The following is a 16,361-nucleotide window of genomic DNA, read 5'->3' as shown; positions in this document are numbered from 1 at the left end:
TATTTACAATTCTTTCGGTCTGCGTTATAGTTCTTTTAGATTAAAAAAGAGACGTATGAACTTGATGTTAGGGAGATGGATTTATGAGCAGTATTAATGTAACGACAACATATCCAACCGGCGGTACTTTGCTGCCAAATGCCTTTGTGGATTACTATATGATCAAAGCCAACGGTGAGTACGTGAAGGTATATATTTACCTTCTTCGTATGGTTTCCAATGGGCAGAAATTCAATATACCTTGTCTGGCGGATCTTCTTGAGCTTACAGAACGAGATATCTGCCGTGCCCTTAAGTACTGGAAGAAAGAAAACCTGCTGGATCTGGTCATGGATGGAGGAGAGATCCGTTCCATTAAACTGCTCCCCGTTTCCACGGCCCTGACGATTGACGCAGACGATCTCAAGGAGCCGGAAAAAGAAGAGCCTGCACCAGCACCGGAATTAAAGAAGGAAGTCCCAGTGGCGGCTCCTTCCGTGAAAGCGATTCCTGCCCTGAGAACCTTAACACCTTCTCAGCTGGCACAGAAGAACAAAGATGATAAGTTTTCTTATCTGATCTACATCGCAGAAATGTACATAGGACGGCCGCTCACCGCCAACGATTTAAATACTCTCTCTTATTTTTACGATGATCTGGCAATGTCACCGGAATTGATTGAGCATCTGGTGGACTACTGCGTATCCAACGGAAAGAAAAATTTCCGCTACATGCAGTCCGTAGCCATTGCCTGGTATCAGGAGGGTATTCATACTGCAGAAGAGGCCAAGCTCCACTGCCAGAATTACCAGAAAGAATATTACCAGATCATGCACGCTTTTGGTCTGAATAATCAACCGGCTCCGGCTCAGATCGAGTATATGAAACGCTGGCTCAAGACCGATGGCTTTGACTTGAGCATTGTCATTGAGGCCTGCAACCGCACGATACGCTCCATCGGACAGCCCAAGTTCCAGTATACAGACAGTATCCTGAAGAAATGGAAGGACAACCATGTGGTATCCCTGGATGATGTGAAGAAGCTGGAAAGCCGCCCGGGAACTGTTGCTAAACCGGGAACACCTCAGATAAACAACCAGTTCCATAACTTTGAGGAACGTGATTATGATTTTGATGAGTTGGAGAAACAGCTGTTTGAAAAACAGATACACCCTGTAAAGGAGGACTGAGATGTCCCTGACCAATGCACAATATCAGGAAATTATGCGGATGTATGAGACACGACGTCTCAGCAACTATAACCTTTCCAGAGAGCGCAGGCGTGAGGTTTACGCTCAGATTCCTGAGATGAGGGATCTGGACCGGGAGATGACCCATAATTCTATACTCCTCGGAAAGCAGCTGGTCACAGCTAAAGATCAGCAGTCCACAGACCTATGCCGACAAAAAAACCAGAAGCTGGCTGACCAAAAGCGCCAGCTTCTTTTGGACCGTGGATTTTCAAGAGACTATCTGGATCCCGTTTATACCTGCCCTGACTGTAAGGACACAGGTTATATCGGCACAAAAAAGTGCCACTGTTTCCGTCAGGCTGTCACCCGCCTGATTTATTCTGATTCCAACATGGAGCATGTCCTTGCGAAAGAGAATTTTACTCATTTTAACGATCAGTACTATTCGGACCTGCCTCTGGATGGCGGACGCCCTTCCCCGAGACAGAATATTCATGCGGTGGTAAAACAGTGCCATGAGTTTATCCAGCGTTTCCCGTCTGCGGAGAACCTGCTTCTTACCGGCTCCACAGGCACTGGTAAGACATTTTTAAGCCATTGCATAGCAAAAGAGATCATGGACCAGGGCTTTACCTGTGTTTACGTGACAGCCTTCCAGCTGTTTGATATACTGACCTCCCAGGCCTATCAGAAGCGCAAGGATGAGCTTCCCATGTCTTATCAGCTTATTTTTCACTGCGACCTGCTGGTCATTGATGATCTTGGAACAGAGCTTAACAATGCCTTTATCACCTCGCAGCTGTTCCATTGCCTGAATGAACGGCACTTAAAAGAGAAATCCACTCTGATTTCAACAAATCTGTCCATGAGGAGCCTAAAAGACCGCTATACAGAGCGGATTGTCTCCAGGATCATTGAAAACTATACAATATGCCGATTATACGGCGAAGATATCCGTTTAAAGAAATCTTTTTCCCGCAAGCCTTGACGGAATTACACCAGGAGTGATATAAAAAGAGTGAACAAACCACAAAGGAGATTAATAATGAGACGATCTGACCGAAACTTTAAAACCCTTCCTGACGGCAATCTTGGCATCATCGCTATGGAAAGCTGTAAAAGCCTTGGAAATCTGATAGACAAGTATATTACCGGATGGCGCGGAGATGAAGCTCCCCGCTATAAGGACATGCCTGGCTATGATGAATATTACAAGGAAAGCTATCTTCTGGACGCAGGCTGCCCTCGCTTCGGCTCCGGAGAAGCAAAAGGCATCATCCGTGAATCTGTCCGCGGAACTGACCTGTACATCCTCGTTGACGTGCTGAATTATAGCATTAAGTATTCCCTGTGCGGCCACCAGAATTCTATGTCTCCGGATGACCATTTTCAGGATTTAAAGAGACTGATCGCAGCCAGCGGAAGCAAAGCCAAGAGAATCAGTGTCATCATGCCTTTCTTATATGAAAGCAGGCAGCACAAGAGAAGCACAAGAGAATCCCTTGACTGTGCGATGATGCTTCAGGAACTGATCCACTTAGGCGTACAGAACATCATCACATTTGACGCTCATGATCCCCGTGTGCAGAATGCCATCCCGAACAGCGGATTTGATACAGTTCAGCCCACTTACCAGTTTGTGAAATCCCTAGTAGAGCAGTGTGATGATATCAAGTTCGACAGCGATCATCTGATGGTAATCAGCCCTGACGAAGGCGCTATGCAGCGTTCCATCTATATGGCCAATGTACTTGGTGTTGACGTTGGTATGTTCTATAAACGCCGTGACTATTCTACGATCGTAGACGGACGTAATCCGATCGTAGCCCATGAATTTTTAGGTGACTCCTTAGACGGAAAAGATGTATTGATTTTAGATGATATGATTTCTTCCGGTGAGAGCATGATCGACGTGGCGAAAGAATTGAAATCCAGAAATGCGAGACGTGTCTTCTGTCTGTCAACTTTCGGACTCTTCACCAACGGACTGGATGTCTTTGATAAGGCGGTAGAAGAAGGCCTCATTGAAAAGGTCATCACTACAAACCTTACTTATCAGACACCGGAACTGCTGGAACGTGACTGGTACGTGTCCTCAGACGTGAGTAAATATGTTGCCCTGCTGATTGATACCCTGAATCATAACGGGTCCATCAGCGAACTTCTGGACCCTACAGAACGGATCAAAGAATATTTGGAAAAGAATCTTTAAAACGCCTTATAATAAAAACTTGACCATCGGACTTATCAAATAGTCCGATGGCCTTTTTTTTATTTCAGCGGAGAATCCCGAAGAAGGGATTTCTTCTTGCACAAAAAATCAGGTATCATTCGATACCTGATTTTATAGATAAGCTTACATCTCTTTATTCATCATTGCCACTGTTCCGGCCATCTTCCCCGCCATTTTGCTGCTGTGTGGCCGCCGTTGTGGCCTGAGTCGTTGCCTGGGTTGTAGCTTGGGTTGTGGCCTGCGTTGTAGCTTGGGTCGTTGCCTGTGTAGTGCCCTTTGTACTTCTATTTTCTGTCGTACCCTGGGTTGTCTGGCTTGTGGTCGGCATATTTGTGCCACCGCCGCCCTCTGAAGATTCCAGCTTTTTGCCTCCCGAGAACTCCTTATGAAGTGCATTCATAAAGCTGCTCCAGATTGTTTTAGGGTAAGTTGAACCGGTCAAGTTAGGAATTACCTTACTGTCATCCCTTCCTACCCAGACTGCTGTTGTGTAATATGGTGTATAACCGCAGAACCATCCATCTTTATTGTCTGTTGTAGTACCGGTTTTTCCTGCTGTATCTACATTCGGCACCTTTGCTCCGCGTCCTGTACCGTTGGTGACTACGCTCTTAAGAACACTACTCATCATAGATGCTGTATTGGCTGAATAAACCGTTCGCTTCTTGGATGGATTAGAGACTACGGTCTCACCATCTGAATCCTCGATCTTCACGATGCAAGTCGGATCCCTGAACACTCCCTGGTTGGCCAGTGCTGCATATCCGCTGGCCATCTCTTCCGCTGTAGTTCCATAGGTAAAACCTCCGAGACAGGTTGTGTAATACTTATAATCATTTTCACTGAGACTCTTAAAGTTCATCTTCTCTAAATACCGGAGAGCCGCCTTCGGACCGATCTCCTCATAAAGTCTCATAGTTGCAACGTTGCTGGACTTCTCCAGAGCGCGCCTTAAGGTAATGCTTCCAGAGTAGACACCGCCGGAGTTCCGGACTCTGTGTTTGTCCTTTGTACTCATCGGATTGTCATTTAAGATCGATCCCGGTCCGTAGCCTCTCTCCATAGCAGGTGCATAGACGAGGATTGGTTTGATCGCACTTCCCGGCTGTCTTGGACTCTGATAAGCACGGTTCAGCCCCAGTCCAACATTTTTCTGATACCGTCCACCCACAATGGCTGCTACCTTGCCTGTCTCATTATCAATACAGACACCGGAGCCCTGAACCTTATAAACCTTGTTCTTATCCTTTTCCGTATAGCCGTTCAATGCATTGTCAATGCTGTTTTGCAACTCCTTCTGGGCATCCAGGTCAATGGATGTATGGATCTGATATCCCGCACTGTACAAGGTTCTCTTACATTCAGCGTAAGCCTTGTTATATTTCTCATCGTAATCCTGTTTATCCTCATCGGAATCAAACACATAGCGGAACTCGAATCCCTGCTTTTCCATCAGTGCTTTGGTAGCGCTGTGGATGACATAAGTTTCAATATAATTTCGTTTCTGTTCTGTTTTTTTCTTTTTCAGAGTGATCGTTTCTTTTAATGCTTCATCTCTCTGGGACTTCGTGATCAGCTTCTGCTTATACATATCTTTCAAAATCTTGTCACGCCTGGTCATCGTCTTGTCCTTATGGTGATAAGGCTCATACATATTCGGCGCATTTGGGACAGCACACAAAAATGCTGCTTCTGACATAGTCAGGTCTTTGGCATCCTTGTCAAAGTATCCTTTGCTGGCAGCCTGGATTCCGTAATAGCCGTTAGCAAAGTAAACATTGTTCAGATAAAATTCCATGATCTGGTCCTTGGAATACTGCTTTTCCAAATCCCAGGCTACAAACATCTCTTTGACCTTACGCTGCCAGGAGACCTCTCTGGTCAGAAAGACACCTCTTGCCAGTTGCTGGGTAATGGTACTTCCGCCCTGGGTCACCGATCCCTTATTCGTGACAAAAGACACCGCAGCTCTGGCGATCCCTCTGAAATCCACTCCATTATGTTTGTAAAAGTTATTGTCCTCCACGGAAATCATCGCCGCCACCGCATAGACAGGTAAATCCTTATACTTCAGATAGTAGACATCCTTTTCCCCCTTCAGCTTGGTGATCACCTTGCCGTTGGTGTCATAGACAACACTTGTCTGGGTTGCCTTAAATGTCTGTTCTGAAGCGTTGGCCACCAGATCTTTTGCTTCTGATCTCAGTTTCATGACTTTGATTCCTACGGTGAACCATCCGACCACGACCAGAAAAAGAAAAACAATAGAGATCTTCAACAGGATCTTTCTTTTCTTTTTCTTCTTCTTGGGCTTTTTCTCTTTGGAAATGACTTTTTTTGTCTCTTTTGTTTCTTCAGCCATATTCTTCACCTTTCATTATTCTCTGGATTCCTCAAGGGAGATCCAGTGGATTTTCTGATTCCTCCGGTCCAACTGATGAAACAGTTCCTTTTTGCATGTAAACAAAATCAGCTGCCTTCCGGAATGCCGGCTCAGATACTCAAGAGCCCTGCGTGTCCGTTCATCATCAAAGTTGCCGAAAATATCGTCCATCAGAACCGGAACCGGCTCCTTTGGATATAGAATCTCTCCCGCGGCGAGCCTCACAGCCAGGCAAATCTGCTCTACGGTTCCCGCGCTTAAATATTTCAGATCAATAAACCTGTTTTTATATTTTACCATAAAAGACAGTGATTCATCAATTTTTACTTTTTCGTACACTCCTCCCGTAAGATAACTGACGATTTCACTGACCTTTTCATTAAATTGTTCTCCGAGATGTTCCCGGAACTCCTTTGCGGCATCCATCACAGCCTGAATGGCCGCATCTGCCTGATTTATATTATATTCTGTCCGTTCCGCCTGTTCTTTAAGAATTTGGTACTCTCTTCTTAATTCTTCCTTAAAATCAGCCTGCTCCGTCTTCTCCCGCTGTCCAGACTGAAGAGACAAGAAACTCAGGACTAAAAATACAGCGCAGCCTGCAAAAAATCCAGGATGGACAAATCCTGCAGCCGCAAACACCACTGCTGCCAAAAGAAATAAATATACAGACCTGGGCTGTCTGTCTTTCTTTTCCGGTTCCGGAGCTTTTAGATAGCGTTCTCTTTTTTCAGATAGAAGAACCGCTTCCTCCCTGTTTTTGCGCCGGAGTACACTCTTTTCTTCTTTTAAAGCTTTCAGGGCCAGGTCAATCTTAACATCCGCTGTATTGCTGCCTGTCAGATTGGATGTATAGTTCATAAGTTCCATTGATAGATTTCCTGACGGAGGAATGTCCCCTTCCTGAATGCAGAAGGTGTCCGTATAAGCACCAAGGCTTAAGGAGAGCAAACTGGAAAGAGGGATCTCTTCTCCTGTTTCTTTACCATACACTTCACAGGACTTCTCACCTGTGCGGAAACTTCTCTCGAGCAGATAAGCATGTCCATCTGATTCGATCTCCATGATGCCCCCGTAATTTCCTCCATAAACCGGCATATAAATAGTATATGCATCAGATCTCGCCGCAATGCCTCTGGATTTCTCTAATCCAAACAGCATATGCATGAGAAACCGTTTGACCGTTGTCTTTCCACTCTCATTGGGGCCGTAGACAATGTTCAGTCCCGGCTCAAAGGAAATCTCTTTCCCACAGAACTTTCCAAACCCATCAATGTGGATATTCCTGATAGAAAAACTCCTTTTTTCTTCCTGCTCCTGAGTCCGGCGCCGCTGTTTCAGCCCTCTGGATGCCTGCTCAAATGCCGTCTGCGCATATCTCTCTGCCTCTGGCATGCCTTCCAGCCTGCGTAAAACCGCACCGATAATATTGTCTTTATTATCCTCCAGCAATGATTCAGTATCAGTTTCGTTCTGCGTCTGGTCGACAATATCTACAATGTGATATTTTGCGCAAAGCAGATCAAAATCGGGCTGGATGCCTTCTGCTTTTTCTCCCCGGAGCACCAGGGTAAACATCTGGTTTTCTCCCTGCATTTTAATTTCTTCTTCCGCCGCTGAGAGTATCTCATCTTCATCCATCTGGGCCGTTAAATCCACCTGTACATCCACATAGCTTTTTTGATTTACCGGAAGAAAATGGACCACCTTTTTTTCCTCAGTGATCTCACCTAAAAAGACTCCTCTCCGTCCTGTCTCTGTACGGTTTAAGGGTTCCAGACTTCCTCCGTAGGCGATCAGATCTTCTGCGACCATCTCCGGTTTGTGGATATGCCCCAAGGCAGCATAATCAAATCCCGACCATTTCAGACTGTGAAAATCAATGGGGATATGGGTACTGTCCCCGCCGTGCCCGAGAAGGATGTGAATCCCATATTCTGTACCCGGCTTCATGCCGTCATAAAGCGGCTCTGTGATCTCCCTGCTGTGATAGCTAAACCCATAGATATAAGTGTTCTGTTTTTCCTCATACACCCTTTCCGGATCACTGCCCAAAAATAAATGTACGTCAGCAGAAAAACGGTACTTGAGGTATGCCGAATTTTTGTCTATAAAATCGTGGTTTCCCGCAATCATAAACACCTTGGTGCAGACCAGCTGGGAAAGAAACGAATCTAAATATTTAAGATCCCGCAATGCCGGTCTCTTATGAAAAATATCGCCGCAGAGAAATAAAAAATCTGCCTGTTCTTCATTTGCCAGGGCAATGACCTGGCTTAAACTCTGTTCAATATCTTTCTTCCGTTCTGTCTCCCATCCCCTCTCTGTTTCCGGACAGGCTCCGAAATGGAGGTCTCCAACGTGTATAAACTTCATGTCTCACCTTCTTTATTTGGCATAGCTGTAAAATACACTTCCTGCCTTTTTAAATTCCTTTTCCATAGAGGACCGGTCTGCCTGGACAGATTCCTCCTTTAACGGGTCGTAATATCTGATCTTTGTATTGTTATAGCTGATCACCAAAATATATGTGCCGTTGGCCCGTTTCGCGATGACCGGGCGTCCCTTGCTGATGCAATAGAGCACATCTTCAAACTTACATCCTGTATAATCCGCCGCCATCTTATCCATAGATTCATAGAGCATGCCGTAAACGTCCTTTTTGCTGCGTTTCAGCTGTCCGTAAGTGACATCTTTTCCTTCTGAATCTGTAATCATCTTGACACAGGCAATTCCGGTCTCGTCTTTGGATTCCGCTTTCACGATTGGTATATTAGCCACCTTGCCGTAGCTTTTCATGACACCCTTTTCCCAAAGGTAAAGCTGGCTTGAATTAACCACCACTCCCGCGTTCTTTTCTGCTTCCTTCACAGCTTGCGCCATATCTGTATAAGTTCCTTTGAGTGAACCTCCCGCATAAACATATGCATTCTTATATCTCTGGTCATTTTCTGCAAAGGTTATGCTGCATTCTTTTTCCGTCTGGCTCATTGCCGCTGACAGATACTTGGGTACCGTCTGCACATAGACATAATCAGGAAAAGAGAGATATACCTGATTCAGACGGTCGCTTGTATATCCATATTCAAGGGATGCTTTATCCTCGGTTTTATCTTTGTAGCGGATATAGTCTTCTTTTATAGTCTTGTACCCGGACCCTGAACGTTTGGCTGTGCTTAGGACTACGACAGTACCGTCTACTCTGGCATCCGTTACATAAATTCCGCTCTTTTCAAACTTTGCAAGTTCCTGATTCTTTTCATTCACAATGGATACTTTTTTCATCGGGAACTGAAGGGAACCATCTTTCTTTTTCTTTACATCCCCAGCATCTGCGACACCGTAGACAAGATCTTCTTTTACAAAACCTATAGGCTTAATCTTCTCCCCCTTTTCACAGCTGATCTTGTGTTCCTTATTATTTTCCAGATCTATGATCCGTATGGTCATTTCATTCTCCGTAATCGCAAGCATTCCCGTACCGGAAACCGCTACCATTCCATTACTGATATTTTTGGCGATGGTCTTTGACTCTCTGTTATCTAAGTCTACCTGATAATAAGCTCCATCCAACTCAAAATAGAACTTTCCGCTGTCGCTTAAGTATGCACCTTTTTCAATCTCATCCTTAAGATTTTCATATTGGATTTTTACGGGTATAAATGCTTTTTCATCTACCTTGCCGCTGTCCGCATCATACTCATAAACACCAATACCGTTCTTTCCTTCATGTTCTCCACGGTTCATATATCCATAGACAATAAATTTGATATTCCCGCTTTTATCCATCTCCATCACATGAATGCCATGCTGAGGATAATTGTTTCTGGACTCTCTGTAGTCCTCTCCTACGAATGAGAACACTCTAGTCATTGAGGCATTCTTGTAATCGTAATACCAAAGCTCATTCTCCTGGACAAAGGCTGCCTTGCGCCCGCTGTTTCTACTGACCAACTCTTCAGGATTCATCTGAGTGATGCCCATCAAGATCCTGTTGTTAGAGCGGTCCAGTGCGTCATATCGAAAATAAGCATTTTGGGTTCGCTCATAGTTGAGTAGATACATCCTGTCTTTGGAGTACCGAACACGAAAATACTCTTTTACCTGATAATACTGCTTGATTCCTTTGCTGTTTTCCGCAGATAGAATAAATCTGTACTCAAGCGACGTTACATTGGAGCTGGCCTCTTTAATCACCGGCGCATACATGCGTTCTACTTTTGGTTTCAGAGATGCATAGCAGACAGCCTCCTGATTGGAAGATATATCTACAGAAGAAAGGTCATTTGCCGTTGTCCCTTCCTTTGCCTCCAAATATTTTTTTACATACTCTGAATTTCCATCTGACAGTGTGGCATCGTGGAATTCTTTTGCAAACCTCAAACACTCTGTAAAATGCAGATCTGTCCCATAGATGATTCTTGTATAGTAGGTAATGCTATCTCCATCATTCTCCAGTGTCAGAGCCAGCAGATATGTCTTTCCGGAATCCAGACGGCTTTTGAGTTTGATATCTGCCTCTGTTCCTTTTTTTGTCTGCTTAAAAGAAACCACTCCTTTTTCCAGAGTGGAACGGTTATTTTCTTTATATATCTTGTAATTCAGCGCTTCAATGGAGCTATTTCCATTTTTCATAATTACCTGGAACTGATCTCCCTTGAGGGGCGTGATAGAGTCTCTCATCAAAGACGCATCCACAGTCTCTCTGAATCCGTGCAATTCATTGATGTCCTCTCCTCCGGTGTTTACTGTCAAAACCGGCAGGGAGGCCTGGCTAGTCTCGCTGACTCCCTGATTATTTTTTCCTATCAATACATAATTCCATATCCCAAGAGCAAGAATAAAAATCAGCCCGAAGGCTGCTGCTGGTATGGCTTTTTCCCGCTTCATAAGCTCCTCCTAACATTCTCTCTGTCCTATCTGTATATTTTATCCGTTTTTCTGGGGAAACACAACAAATTTAAGGAAAGTTTAAGAGCGGCGCAGAGGGATCTCTTATATACGCTGCTTTTTGTTATGTTCATTAGTATATTTTGGGTTTTTAATTTTTAAATAAAAATGGTAAGATAATGATGATGAATATAATTTCAGCAAACACAAGAAGGAGGGCGGAAAGCATATGCTTGATCCTATCGTTATTGCTGCATAGCAAAGGCTAATGCAGCCAGTCTGAATGGCCTTTGCTGTTCCTATGTACTATTTTTCATTTAGGAGAGCAATATGAGCTATAAGAAGGCAGAACAAATACTACCCGCAGGTCTTTTGAAAGAAGTCCAGAAATATGCGGAAGGTGAATATATCTACATACCTAAAAATCCCAGCAGCAAATGTGCCTGGGGCGCCGCTAGCGGAACACGGCAGTATTTAAAAAGACGGAACAGAGAAATATATAGGGAATACCTTGCAGGACAGAGACCGGATGCTCTGTCTGAAGAATATTTTCTGTCTCTGAAAAGTATTCAGAGAATTATCCGTCAGGAAAAACGAAATCAATGACTTGAAAGACATGAGCCTATACGGAATGATACCGTATAGGCTCATGTTCTTTTTAGAAAAGAATATGAGGTTTCGGATACAGATTCCCCATGCTACAATTTTTTCATCCACAAAGAGTCAGGAGGTGTCTGTATGAAAAAATTATTTGAAAATCCGCCTTTTTCTTTTTCCTATTCTAACTAGAACAGGAGTGAGTATGTATGGAGAATAAAACCCGCACGATAAAGGTCTGGGAGGTAGAACTTTTATCTCCGCCTCCCGCAGTGCGGCATTGTAAAAAATGCGGGAAAAAAACTGAATTTCTTAGTTCCGGGCTGTTCAGAATAAATGCCCAGAGAAAATATCTGGACATATGGCTGATCTATAAGTGTTCAAACTGCCAGACCACATGGAATCTGCCAATCTTTTCACGGATCAGCCCTAAATCCTTAGATCCAGAACTTTTAGATAAATTTCATAACAATGACATAACACTTGCCAAACAATATGCCTTGGATTTTGACCTTCTGCGCCGGAACGGGGCTGCTATCGGTTCATACGACTACAGGGTAACCGGAGACAGTTTCTTTAACGGCCCTGTTGAACTGCATATAAGAAGCATCGGTTCTGCTCATCTCAAAGTATCAGCGGTCTTACGGAAAAAACTGAATCTGTCCAGAAAAGAACTGGAAGAAAAGATTTCTGACGGCAGAATTCAGAGTAAAACAGGACAAGATATCATGAGGTGCAGAATGACGGATGAGATTGTATTAATTGTTTTATAGTTGTTTATCATAGATTATTACATTATTTGACATCTGAGTATGTTTATTGTAAAATTATAGGTGATATTGAAAAAACTTTCCATATATGATAAGCTGAAGGAGACAACAGAAGATGAAGAAAGCAAATACGATCTCATTAAAAAATGACTATGCCTTTACTCAAATCATGAAACAGCCTAAAGTACTCCGTGGATTCTTAAGCAGCATTCTGGATATTCCCCCGGAGACAATCGGAAAGATCCATGTAAAAGACCGCTATCTTTCTAAGGATTTTCTGGAGGGGAAGCTATCCATACTTGATCTATACACCATAGTCGAGGACACTGGTAAGATCAATATTGAGATGCAGCTGCTTCCCTACACATACTGGGACAGACGGGCTTTGTCTTATTTGGCAAAGGTCTATACACAGGATTTAAAGTCCGGAGATACTTATGGGAGCTGTGTTAAAACCATTCACATCAGTATCCTGGGCTTTAATCAGTTGAATGACACCGATTATTTCTATTCCTCCTTTCACATGAGGGAGGATAACAGACACAGCCTATACAGCGACCAATGGGAGATTCATGTGATAGAATTAAGAAAACTGCGCACTTCCCAGGTAAAAAAGGAACATAAAAAGCTGTATCAATGGGCATGTTTTATTTGTGCAGAGGGAGAGGAGGAACGTGCCATGATAGAAAAAGACCCCTATATCGAGGAAGCGATCAAAGAATTAGAATTACTGGAACGCGATCCTGAGCGCATGGATGAATATCTATTCCGTCAAAAAAACCTGTCTGATTATGTTACCCAGATGGAATCCAGCAGAGAAGAAGGACTGAAAGCAGGTTTACAACTGAAACTAATCGGACAAGTTCAAAAGAAACTCCAAAAAGGCCTGTCCGAAAAGGAGATCGCTGAAGCTTTGGAAGAACCCCAGGAGACGATCGCCGGTATCTGCCGTCTGATCAAACTTCATCCTTCAGCCCCAAAAGAAGAACTTCTTAAGATATTAAAAAAAAGTTCCTAAAAGAGATGCCGCAAACCAATCAACGATAAGAATTGGTTTGCGGCATCTCTGTTTTTTTAGCTGGAACGTTCCCGCGGAATAACCTCTTAATCTGAGAACATTCCTCTTTTTCTCCTGTAACGACAACGGCGGTGATAGAGTTCCCCGCCCAGCAATGTGCAGACCATCTGATAGAGAAGACGGTCCTTTTTAATACAGTCTTCTTTGTCCTTTTCCTTGATCTTGTCATAGATATGGTCGGCAAGAACAAGCATTCCGGTCCGGTCCATATACTGGTCGAACATCATGCTTCCATTATACTCTAGTTGGTCACATGCATCCTCAATATGCTCAAGTACTTCTCTTGCAACCGGTCCGTACATCCTCGTAATGTACTGGTAATCATCCTCATCCTGCTCATCCATCATTACCATAGGTTTTCTGGACAGAGTATCCATATCGAATGTAGGCAGATCACCTAAGCCTTCACGATCCATCATTTACGCTGCTCCTTTTCTCTACTGATAATATACTATGAGAAAGAAAAGGAAAAAGGTACATTTTTTTAAAGTTCTTCCCGCATATCATCCTGCTTCAGGCTGTGAATCTCCTCATTGATGGCCAGCATCTTGCTGTCCAGGAAGCTGATCATTTCTGCACACTCACGTAGTTCTGTTCGGATATACTCAGGAGCATGTCCGTCATATTTATAATAAATCTTATGCTCCAAAGATGCCCAGAAGTCCATCGCCACTGTACGAATCTGAATCTCCACTCTCGTGGGAACGACTGTATCGGAGAGGAAAATCGGGACCTTTACAATCATATGGTAGCTCCTGTACCCGCTTGGTTTTGGGTTTACCATATAATCCTTGGTCCTCACTACCTCAATATCATCCTGATTGGAGATCATGTCTACGATCCTATAAATATCCGGTGTAAAGGAACAGATAACCCGGATGCCTGCCACATCGTCTATATATCTCTCAATATTTTCTACCGTGATATCCTGTCCCTTTTTCATAAGCTTGCGGACAATACTCTCCTCACTTTTCATACGGGATTCAATATGTTCAATGGGATTATATTTGTGTACAAACTTAAATTCATCGTTCAGGATCTCAAGCTTTGTCCCGATCTCTTTCAGCGCTGACTGATACAATAACTGCATTTTCCGGTATTCTAGAAAAATATCCTTTACATCAGGTAATTCAATCTTTGCCATAGAATTCACACCTCTTTCTGTATTATTGATCGCTGGCACACTGATGATCACCAGCTCTAAAGAATATTTTATCACGTCATAGACAAGCTTTCAAACTTACAAGTGTGAAATTTTTGTAACCGTTTTAGCACATCAGCATCCCGCCTGTGGCATCAAATGTAGTGCCTGTGAAATAAGATGCCCGCTCTGATACAAGAAATGCAGCTGCGTAAGCTACTTCTTTCGGGTCTGCAATCCTGCCTATGGGTATTTTTTTATTCTGTTCCTCTTCGTCCTTTTTGTCTTTAAAAGATTTCATCAACATCTCTGTCCTCATATAACCCGGTGCAATGGCATTTACCGTGATCCCATGCTCCGCAGTCTCCATAGCAAGAGATTTGGTGAGGCCGATAAGCCCGGCCTTAGAGGAGGCATAATGGGAGTGATTCCTTTTGGATCCCATAATTCCTGCCTTAGATACCACGTTCAGAATGCTGCCCTTTTTTCCGTTCTCCATGAGATGGCTGATCAGCTTCCTGGATAAAAGGAACGGGACGGTCAGATTCATCTCAAGTATTCTTCGGAAATCTTCTTCTGGCATGTCCGCTGCCATAGCCGTAGTCCATGCTGCTGCATTATTTACAAGGATATCTGCCCCTCCAAATACTTCACAAGCAGCTTTAAAAAGCCCTTCCCTGTCTGCTTCCTCCATTATATCCCCCTGGAATCCGTAGATGCTCCCCGGACACTCCTGATTCATCCTGCTGATCATAGATTCTGCTTCGTCCTTTCCAGACCGGTAATTCAAGACCACATTGGCGCCCTCCTCTGCCAGAACCTGGCAGAGGGCTCTGCCGAAGCCTTTTCCGCCTCCGGTGACAATGGCCGTTTTTCCCACTAACCCTAACTCCATGTGTACCTCCCTTTTAACCGCCGATATCTCCGGAACGCCACTATGGCGTCCCGGAGATATAAGATCCAAACTTATTCAGTTACTTGAAACTTCTTCCATGGTATATCAAGCATTGATCCATGCTGTAGAATATCGTCGATATGGAGGATCAGAGGATAATCCTCTTTACGGACTTTACCGTTTTCGGACAGTATCCTTATGGCCTTTGCTGCTCTTTTTGCAATCACTACGGATTCCAGAGTTACACCTTTCAGTTCTTCCATAGCTTTGTCATATGGCATGCCCGCTCCAAGTCTTTTTCCAATCTCCTTTGAGCGCCCGCCCATCACGGTCACATACAGATCACCGATCCCGTGAATGGAGTTTTCGACGTTCCCTCCCATGTACTGGACATATTTCATGATTTCATAAGAACTCTGTCCAAAGAGTGCAGACTGGGTATTACACATGTACTTCTGCTGTTTTTCTTCCAGACCAATCCCAAGGCTGACACCAAGTGCATATGCATTTTTTAAAGCTACTGCGATCTCCAGGCCGGCTACATCCTGTGTTAAGTCAATGTGATAATAATCCCTCTCTAAAAGTTTCTTAAAGAACTTAAGAACTTCCATATTCCTTCCGCAGAATGCAACTCTTGTATCGTCATGGTCCGCCAATTCATAACACCTGCACGGTCCACCGATTGCACAGAACTCGTGGCTCTTTCCATTCTCCACCTTTGATTCAAACAGTTCAGGGAAGGTCTGGATCGTTCCGTCATCATAAACCTCAACTCCCTTTGTCACTGCAATCACCGGAATCTTATCAGGAATCTTCGCAAGGGCATTTTCAATAAACCAATCCACCCCAAAACTACTGACTCCCAGGATCACCGCATCACAGCCATCCAGTGCCGCATCCAGCTCTTCGATCTGATATGCTTTTACCCCCTCCGGCAGCGTTCTTTTTAATGTGGGATGATAGCGGTTATCCTTTACCGATTCAATAATCTCCCTGTCCAGCGGCGTACCTGTAAGACGCATCTCATTTCCATTTTCCATAGCAGGAAAAGAAAGGCTGGAAGCCATCACCCCTGCTCCAATCACCGTAATTGTACTCATAAAGGCCCTCCATTTCAAACACAACAAATACAAACATAATTATACCTTATCGCGCAAAGCGCGCCAAGCCCGAAGGGCATAAAATGCGGGATGCCCTTTTGG

General features: G+C 44.0%; 13 protein-coding genes. 6 read left to right on the top strand and 7 right to left on the bottom strand.

Annotated features, from left to right (window positions below):
* Nucleotides 1–83: 83 nt before the first annotated feature.
* Genes AR1Y2_RS00385 through AR1Y2_RS00375 form a run of 3 tightly spaced genes read left to right on the top strand, consistent with a single transcriptional unit; the run spans nucleotide 84 to nucleotide 3,384 of the window.
* On the top strand, nucleotides 84–1,169 hold the full coding sequence (locus tag AR1Y2_RS00385) for a DnaD domain protein (protein WP_137327187.1): 1,086 nt from the start codon (nucleotides 84–86) through the stop codon (nucleotides 1,167–1,169).
* Nucleotides 1,170–1,209: 40 nt separating this feature from the next.
* Nucleotides 1,210–2,160: an ATP-binding protein gene (locus AR1Y2_RS00380; protein WP_243118810.1), complete on the top strand. Its 951-nt coding sequence runs from the start codon at nucleotides 1,210–1,212 to the stop codon at nucleotides 2,158–2,160.
* A gap of 57 nt (nucleotides 2,161–2,217) precedes the next feature.
* Nucleotides 2,218–3,384, top strand: a complete 1,167-nt coding sequence (locus AR1Y2_RS00375; RefSeq protein WP_137327185.1) for a ribose-phosphate pyrophosphokinase — start codon at nucleotides 2,218–2,220, stop codon at nucleotides 3,382–3,384.
* Nucleotides 3,385–3,538: 154 nt separating this feature from the next.
* Here the strand turns inward: AR1Y2_RS00375 and AR1Y2_RS00370 are convergent, their stop codons facing one another.
* The 3 genes from AR1Y2_RS00370 to AR1Y2_RS00360 are packed head-to-tail and all read right to left on the bottom strand — an operon-like array spanning nucleotide 3,539 to nucleotide 10,678.
* Nucleotides 3,539–5,767: a transglycosylase domain-containing protein gene (locus AR1Y2_RS00370; protein ID WP_137327184.1), complete on the bottom strand. Its 2,229-nt coding sequence runs from the start codon at nucleotides 5,765–5,767 to the stop codon at nucleotides 3,539–3,541.
* Between the two features lie 15 nt (nucleotides 5,768–5,782).
* On the bottom strand, nucleotides 5,783–8,164 hold the full coding sequence (locus AR1Y2_RS00365) for a DNA repair exonuclease (protein ID WP_137327183.1): 2,382 nt from the start codon (nucleotides 8,162–8,164) through the stop codon (nucleotides 5,783–5,785).
* 12 nt (nucleotides 8,165–8,176) lie between these two features.
* Complete coding sequence (locus AR1Y2_RS00360; protein WP_137327182.1) at nucleotides 8,177–10,678, bottom strand: hypothetical protein; 2,502 nt, start codon at nucleotides 10,676–10,678, stop codon at nucleotides 8,177–8,179.
* Between the two features lie 330 nt (nucleotides 10,679–11,008).
* Between AR1Y2_RS00360 and AR1Y2_RS00355 the strand changes: the two genes are divergently transcribed.
* From AR1Y2_RS00355 to AR1Y2_RS00345, 3 genes are all read left to right on the top strand, one after another.
* Nucleotides 11,009–11,284 carry a CD3324 family protein gene (locus AR1Y2_RS00355; protein ID WP_137327181.1) on the top strand — a complete coding sequence of 92 codons (276 nt, stop codon included), beginning with the start codon at nucleotides 11,009–11,011 and terminating at the stop codon, nucleotides 11,282–11,284.
* 200 nt (nucleotides 11,285–11,484) lie between these two features.
* The gene (locus tag AR1Y2_RS00350; protein ID WP_137327180.1) at nucleotides 11,485–12,048 is read left to right on the top strand and encodes a DUF1062 domain-containing protein; all 564 of its coding nucleotides are present in this window, start codon (nucleotides 11,485–11,487) and stop codon (nucleotides 12,046–12,048) included.
* A 112-nt stretch (nucleotides 12,049–12,160) separates the two neighbouring features.
* Nucleotides 12,161–13,063 (top strand): Rpn family recombination-promoting nuclease/putative transposase, encoded by a 903-nt coding sequence (locus AR1Y2_RS00345; RefSeq protein WP_137327179.1) that lies wholly within the window; start codon nucleotides 12,161–12,163, stop codon nucleotides 13,061–13,063.
* A gap of 86 nt (nucleotides 13,064–13,149) precedes the next feature.
* Here the strand turns inward: AR1Y2_RS00345 and AR1Y2_RS00340 are convergent, their stop codons facing one another.
* The 4 genes from AR1Y2_RS00340 to AR1Y2_RS00325 all read right to left on the bottom strand — a co-directional run bounded on the left by AR1Y2_RS00340 (nucleotide 13,150) and on the right by AR1Y2_RS00325 (nucleotide 16,259).
* Complete coding sequence (locus AR1Y2_RS00340) at nucleotides 13,150–13,542, bottom strand: hypothetical protein (RefSeq protein WP_137327178.1); 393 nt, start codon at nucleotides 13,540–13,542, stop codon at nucleotides 13,150–13,152.
* Between the two features lie 65 nt (nucleotides 13,543–13,607).
* Nucleotides 13,608–14,267, bottom strand: coding sequence for a GTP pyrophosphokinase (locus tag AR1Y2_RS00335; RefSeq protein ID WP_137327177.1), 660 nt, complete (start codon nucleotides 14,265–14,267; stop codon nucleotides 13,608–13,610).
* 124 nt (nucleotides 14,268–14,391) lie between these two features.
* Nucleotides 14,392–15,159 carry an SDR family NAD(P)-dependent oxidoreductase gene (locus AR1Y2_RS00330; RefSeq protein WP_137327176.1) on the bottom strand — a complete coding sequence of 256 codons (768 nt, stop codon included), beginning with the start codon at nucleotides 15,157–15,159 and terminating at the stop codon, nucleotides 14,392–14,394.
* Nucleotides 15,160–15,230: 71 nt separating this feature from the next.
* Complete coding sequence (locus AR1Y2_RS00325; protein WP_137327175.1) at nucleotides 15,231–16,259, bottom strand: glycerol-3-phosphate dehydrogenase; 1,029 nt, start codon at nucleotides 16,257–16,259, stop codon at nucleotides 15,231–15,233.
* Nucleotides 16,260–16,361 lie beyond the last annotated feature (102 nt).

Origin of the sequence: Anaerostipes rhamnosivorans, assembly GCF_005280655.1 — a bacterium.
GTDB classification, from domain to species: Bacteria; Bacillota; Clostridia; order Lachnospirales; family Lachnospiraceae; genus Anaerostipes; species Anaerostipes rhamnosivorans.
Note: the sequence above shows the minus strand (reverse complement) of the source record. Positions and strands in the feature narration are given on the sequence as shown.

Excerpts from the sequence above, each read along its gene's own strand:
- AR1Y2_RS00385 (WP_137327187.1), top strand. The coding sequence starts at position 84 with ATGAGCAGTATTAATGTAACGACAACATATCCAACCGGCGGTACTTTG.
- AR1Y2_RS00380 (WP_243118810.1), top strand. The coding sequence starts at position 1,210 with ATGTATGAGACACGACGTCTCAGCAACTATAACCTTTCCAGAGAGCGC.
- AR1Y2_RS00375 (WP_137327185.1), top strand. The coding sequence starts at position 2,218 with ATGAGACGATCTGACCGAAACTTTAAAACCCTTCCTGACGGCAATCTT.
- AR1Y2_RS00370 (WP_137327184.1), bottom strand. The coding sequence starts at position 5,767 with ATGGCTGAAGAAACAAAAGAGACAAAAAAAGTCATTTCCAAAGAGAAA.
- AR1Y2_RS00365 (WP_137327183.1), bottom strand. The coding sequence starts at position 8,164 with ATGAAGTTTATACACGTTGGAGACCTCCATTTCGGAGCCTGTCCGGAA.
- AR1Y2_RS00360 (WP_137327182.1), bottom strand. The coding sequence starts at position 10,678 with ATGAAGCGGGAAAAAGCCATACCAGCAGCAGCCTTCGGGCTGATTTTT.
- AR1Y2_RS00355 (WP_137327181.1), top strand. The coding sequence starts at position 11,009 with ATGAGCTATAAGAAGGCAGAACAAATACTACCCGCAGGTCTTTTGAAA.
- AR1Y2_RS00350 (WP_137327180.1), top strand. The coding sequence starts at position 11,485 with ATGGAGAATAAAACCCGCACGATAAAGGTCTGGGAGGTAGAACTTTTA.
- AR1Y2_RS00345 (WP_137327179.1), top strand. The coding sequence starts at position 12,161 with ATGAAGAAAGCAAATACGATCTCATTAAAAAATGACTATGCCTTTACT.
- AR1Y2_RS00340 (WP_137327178.1), bottom strand. The coding sequence starts at position 13,542 with ATGATGGATCGTGAAGGCTTAGGTGATCTGCCTACATTCGATATGGAT.
- AR1Y2_RS00335 (WP_137327177.1), bottom strand. The coding sequence starts at position 14,267 with ATGGCAAAGATTGAATTACCTGATGTAAAGGATATTTTTCTAGAATAC.
- AR1Y2_RS00330 (WP_137327176.1), bottom strand. The coding sequence starts at position 15,159 with ATGGAGTTAGGGTTAGTGGGAAAAACGGCCATTGTCACCGGAGGCGGA.
- AR1Y2_RS00325 (WP_137327175.1), bottom strand. The coding sequence starts at position 16,259 with ATGAGTACAATTACGGTGATTGGAGCAGGGGTGATGGCTTCCAGCCTT.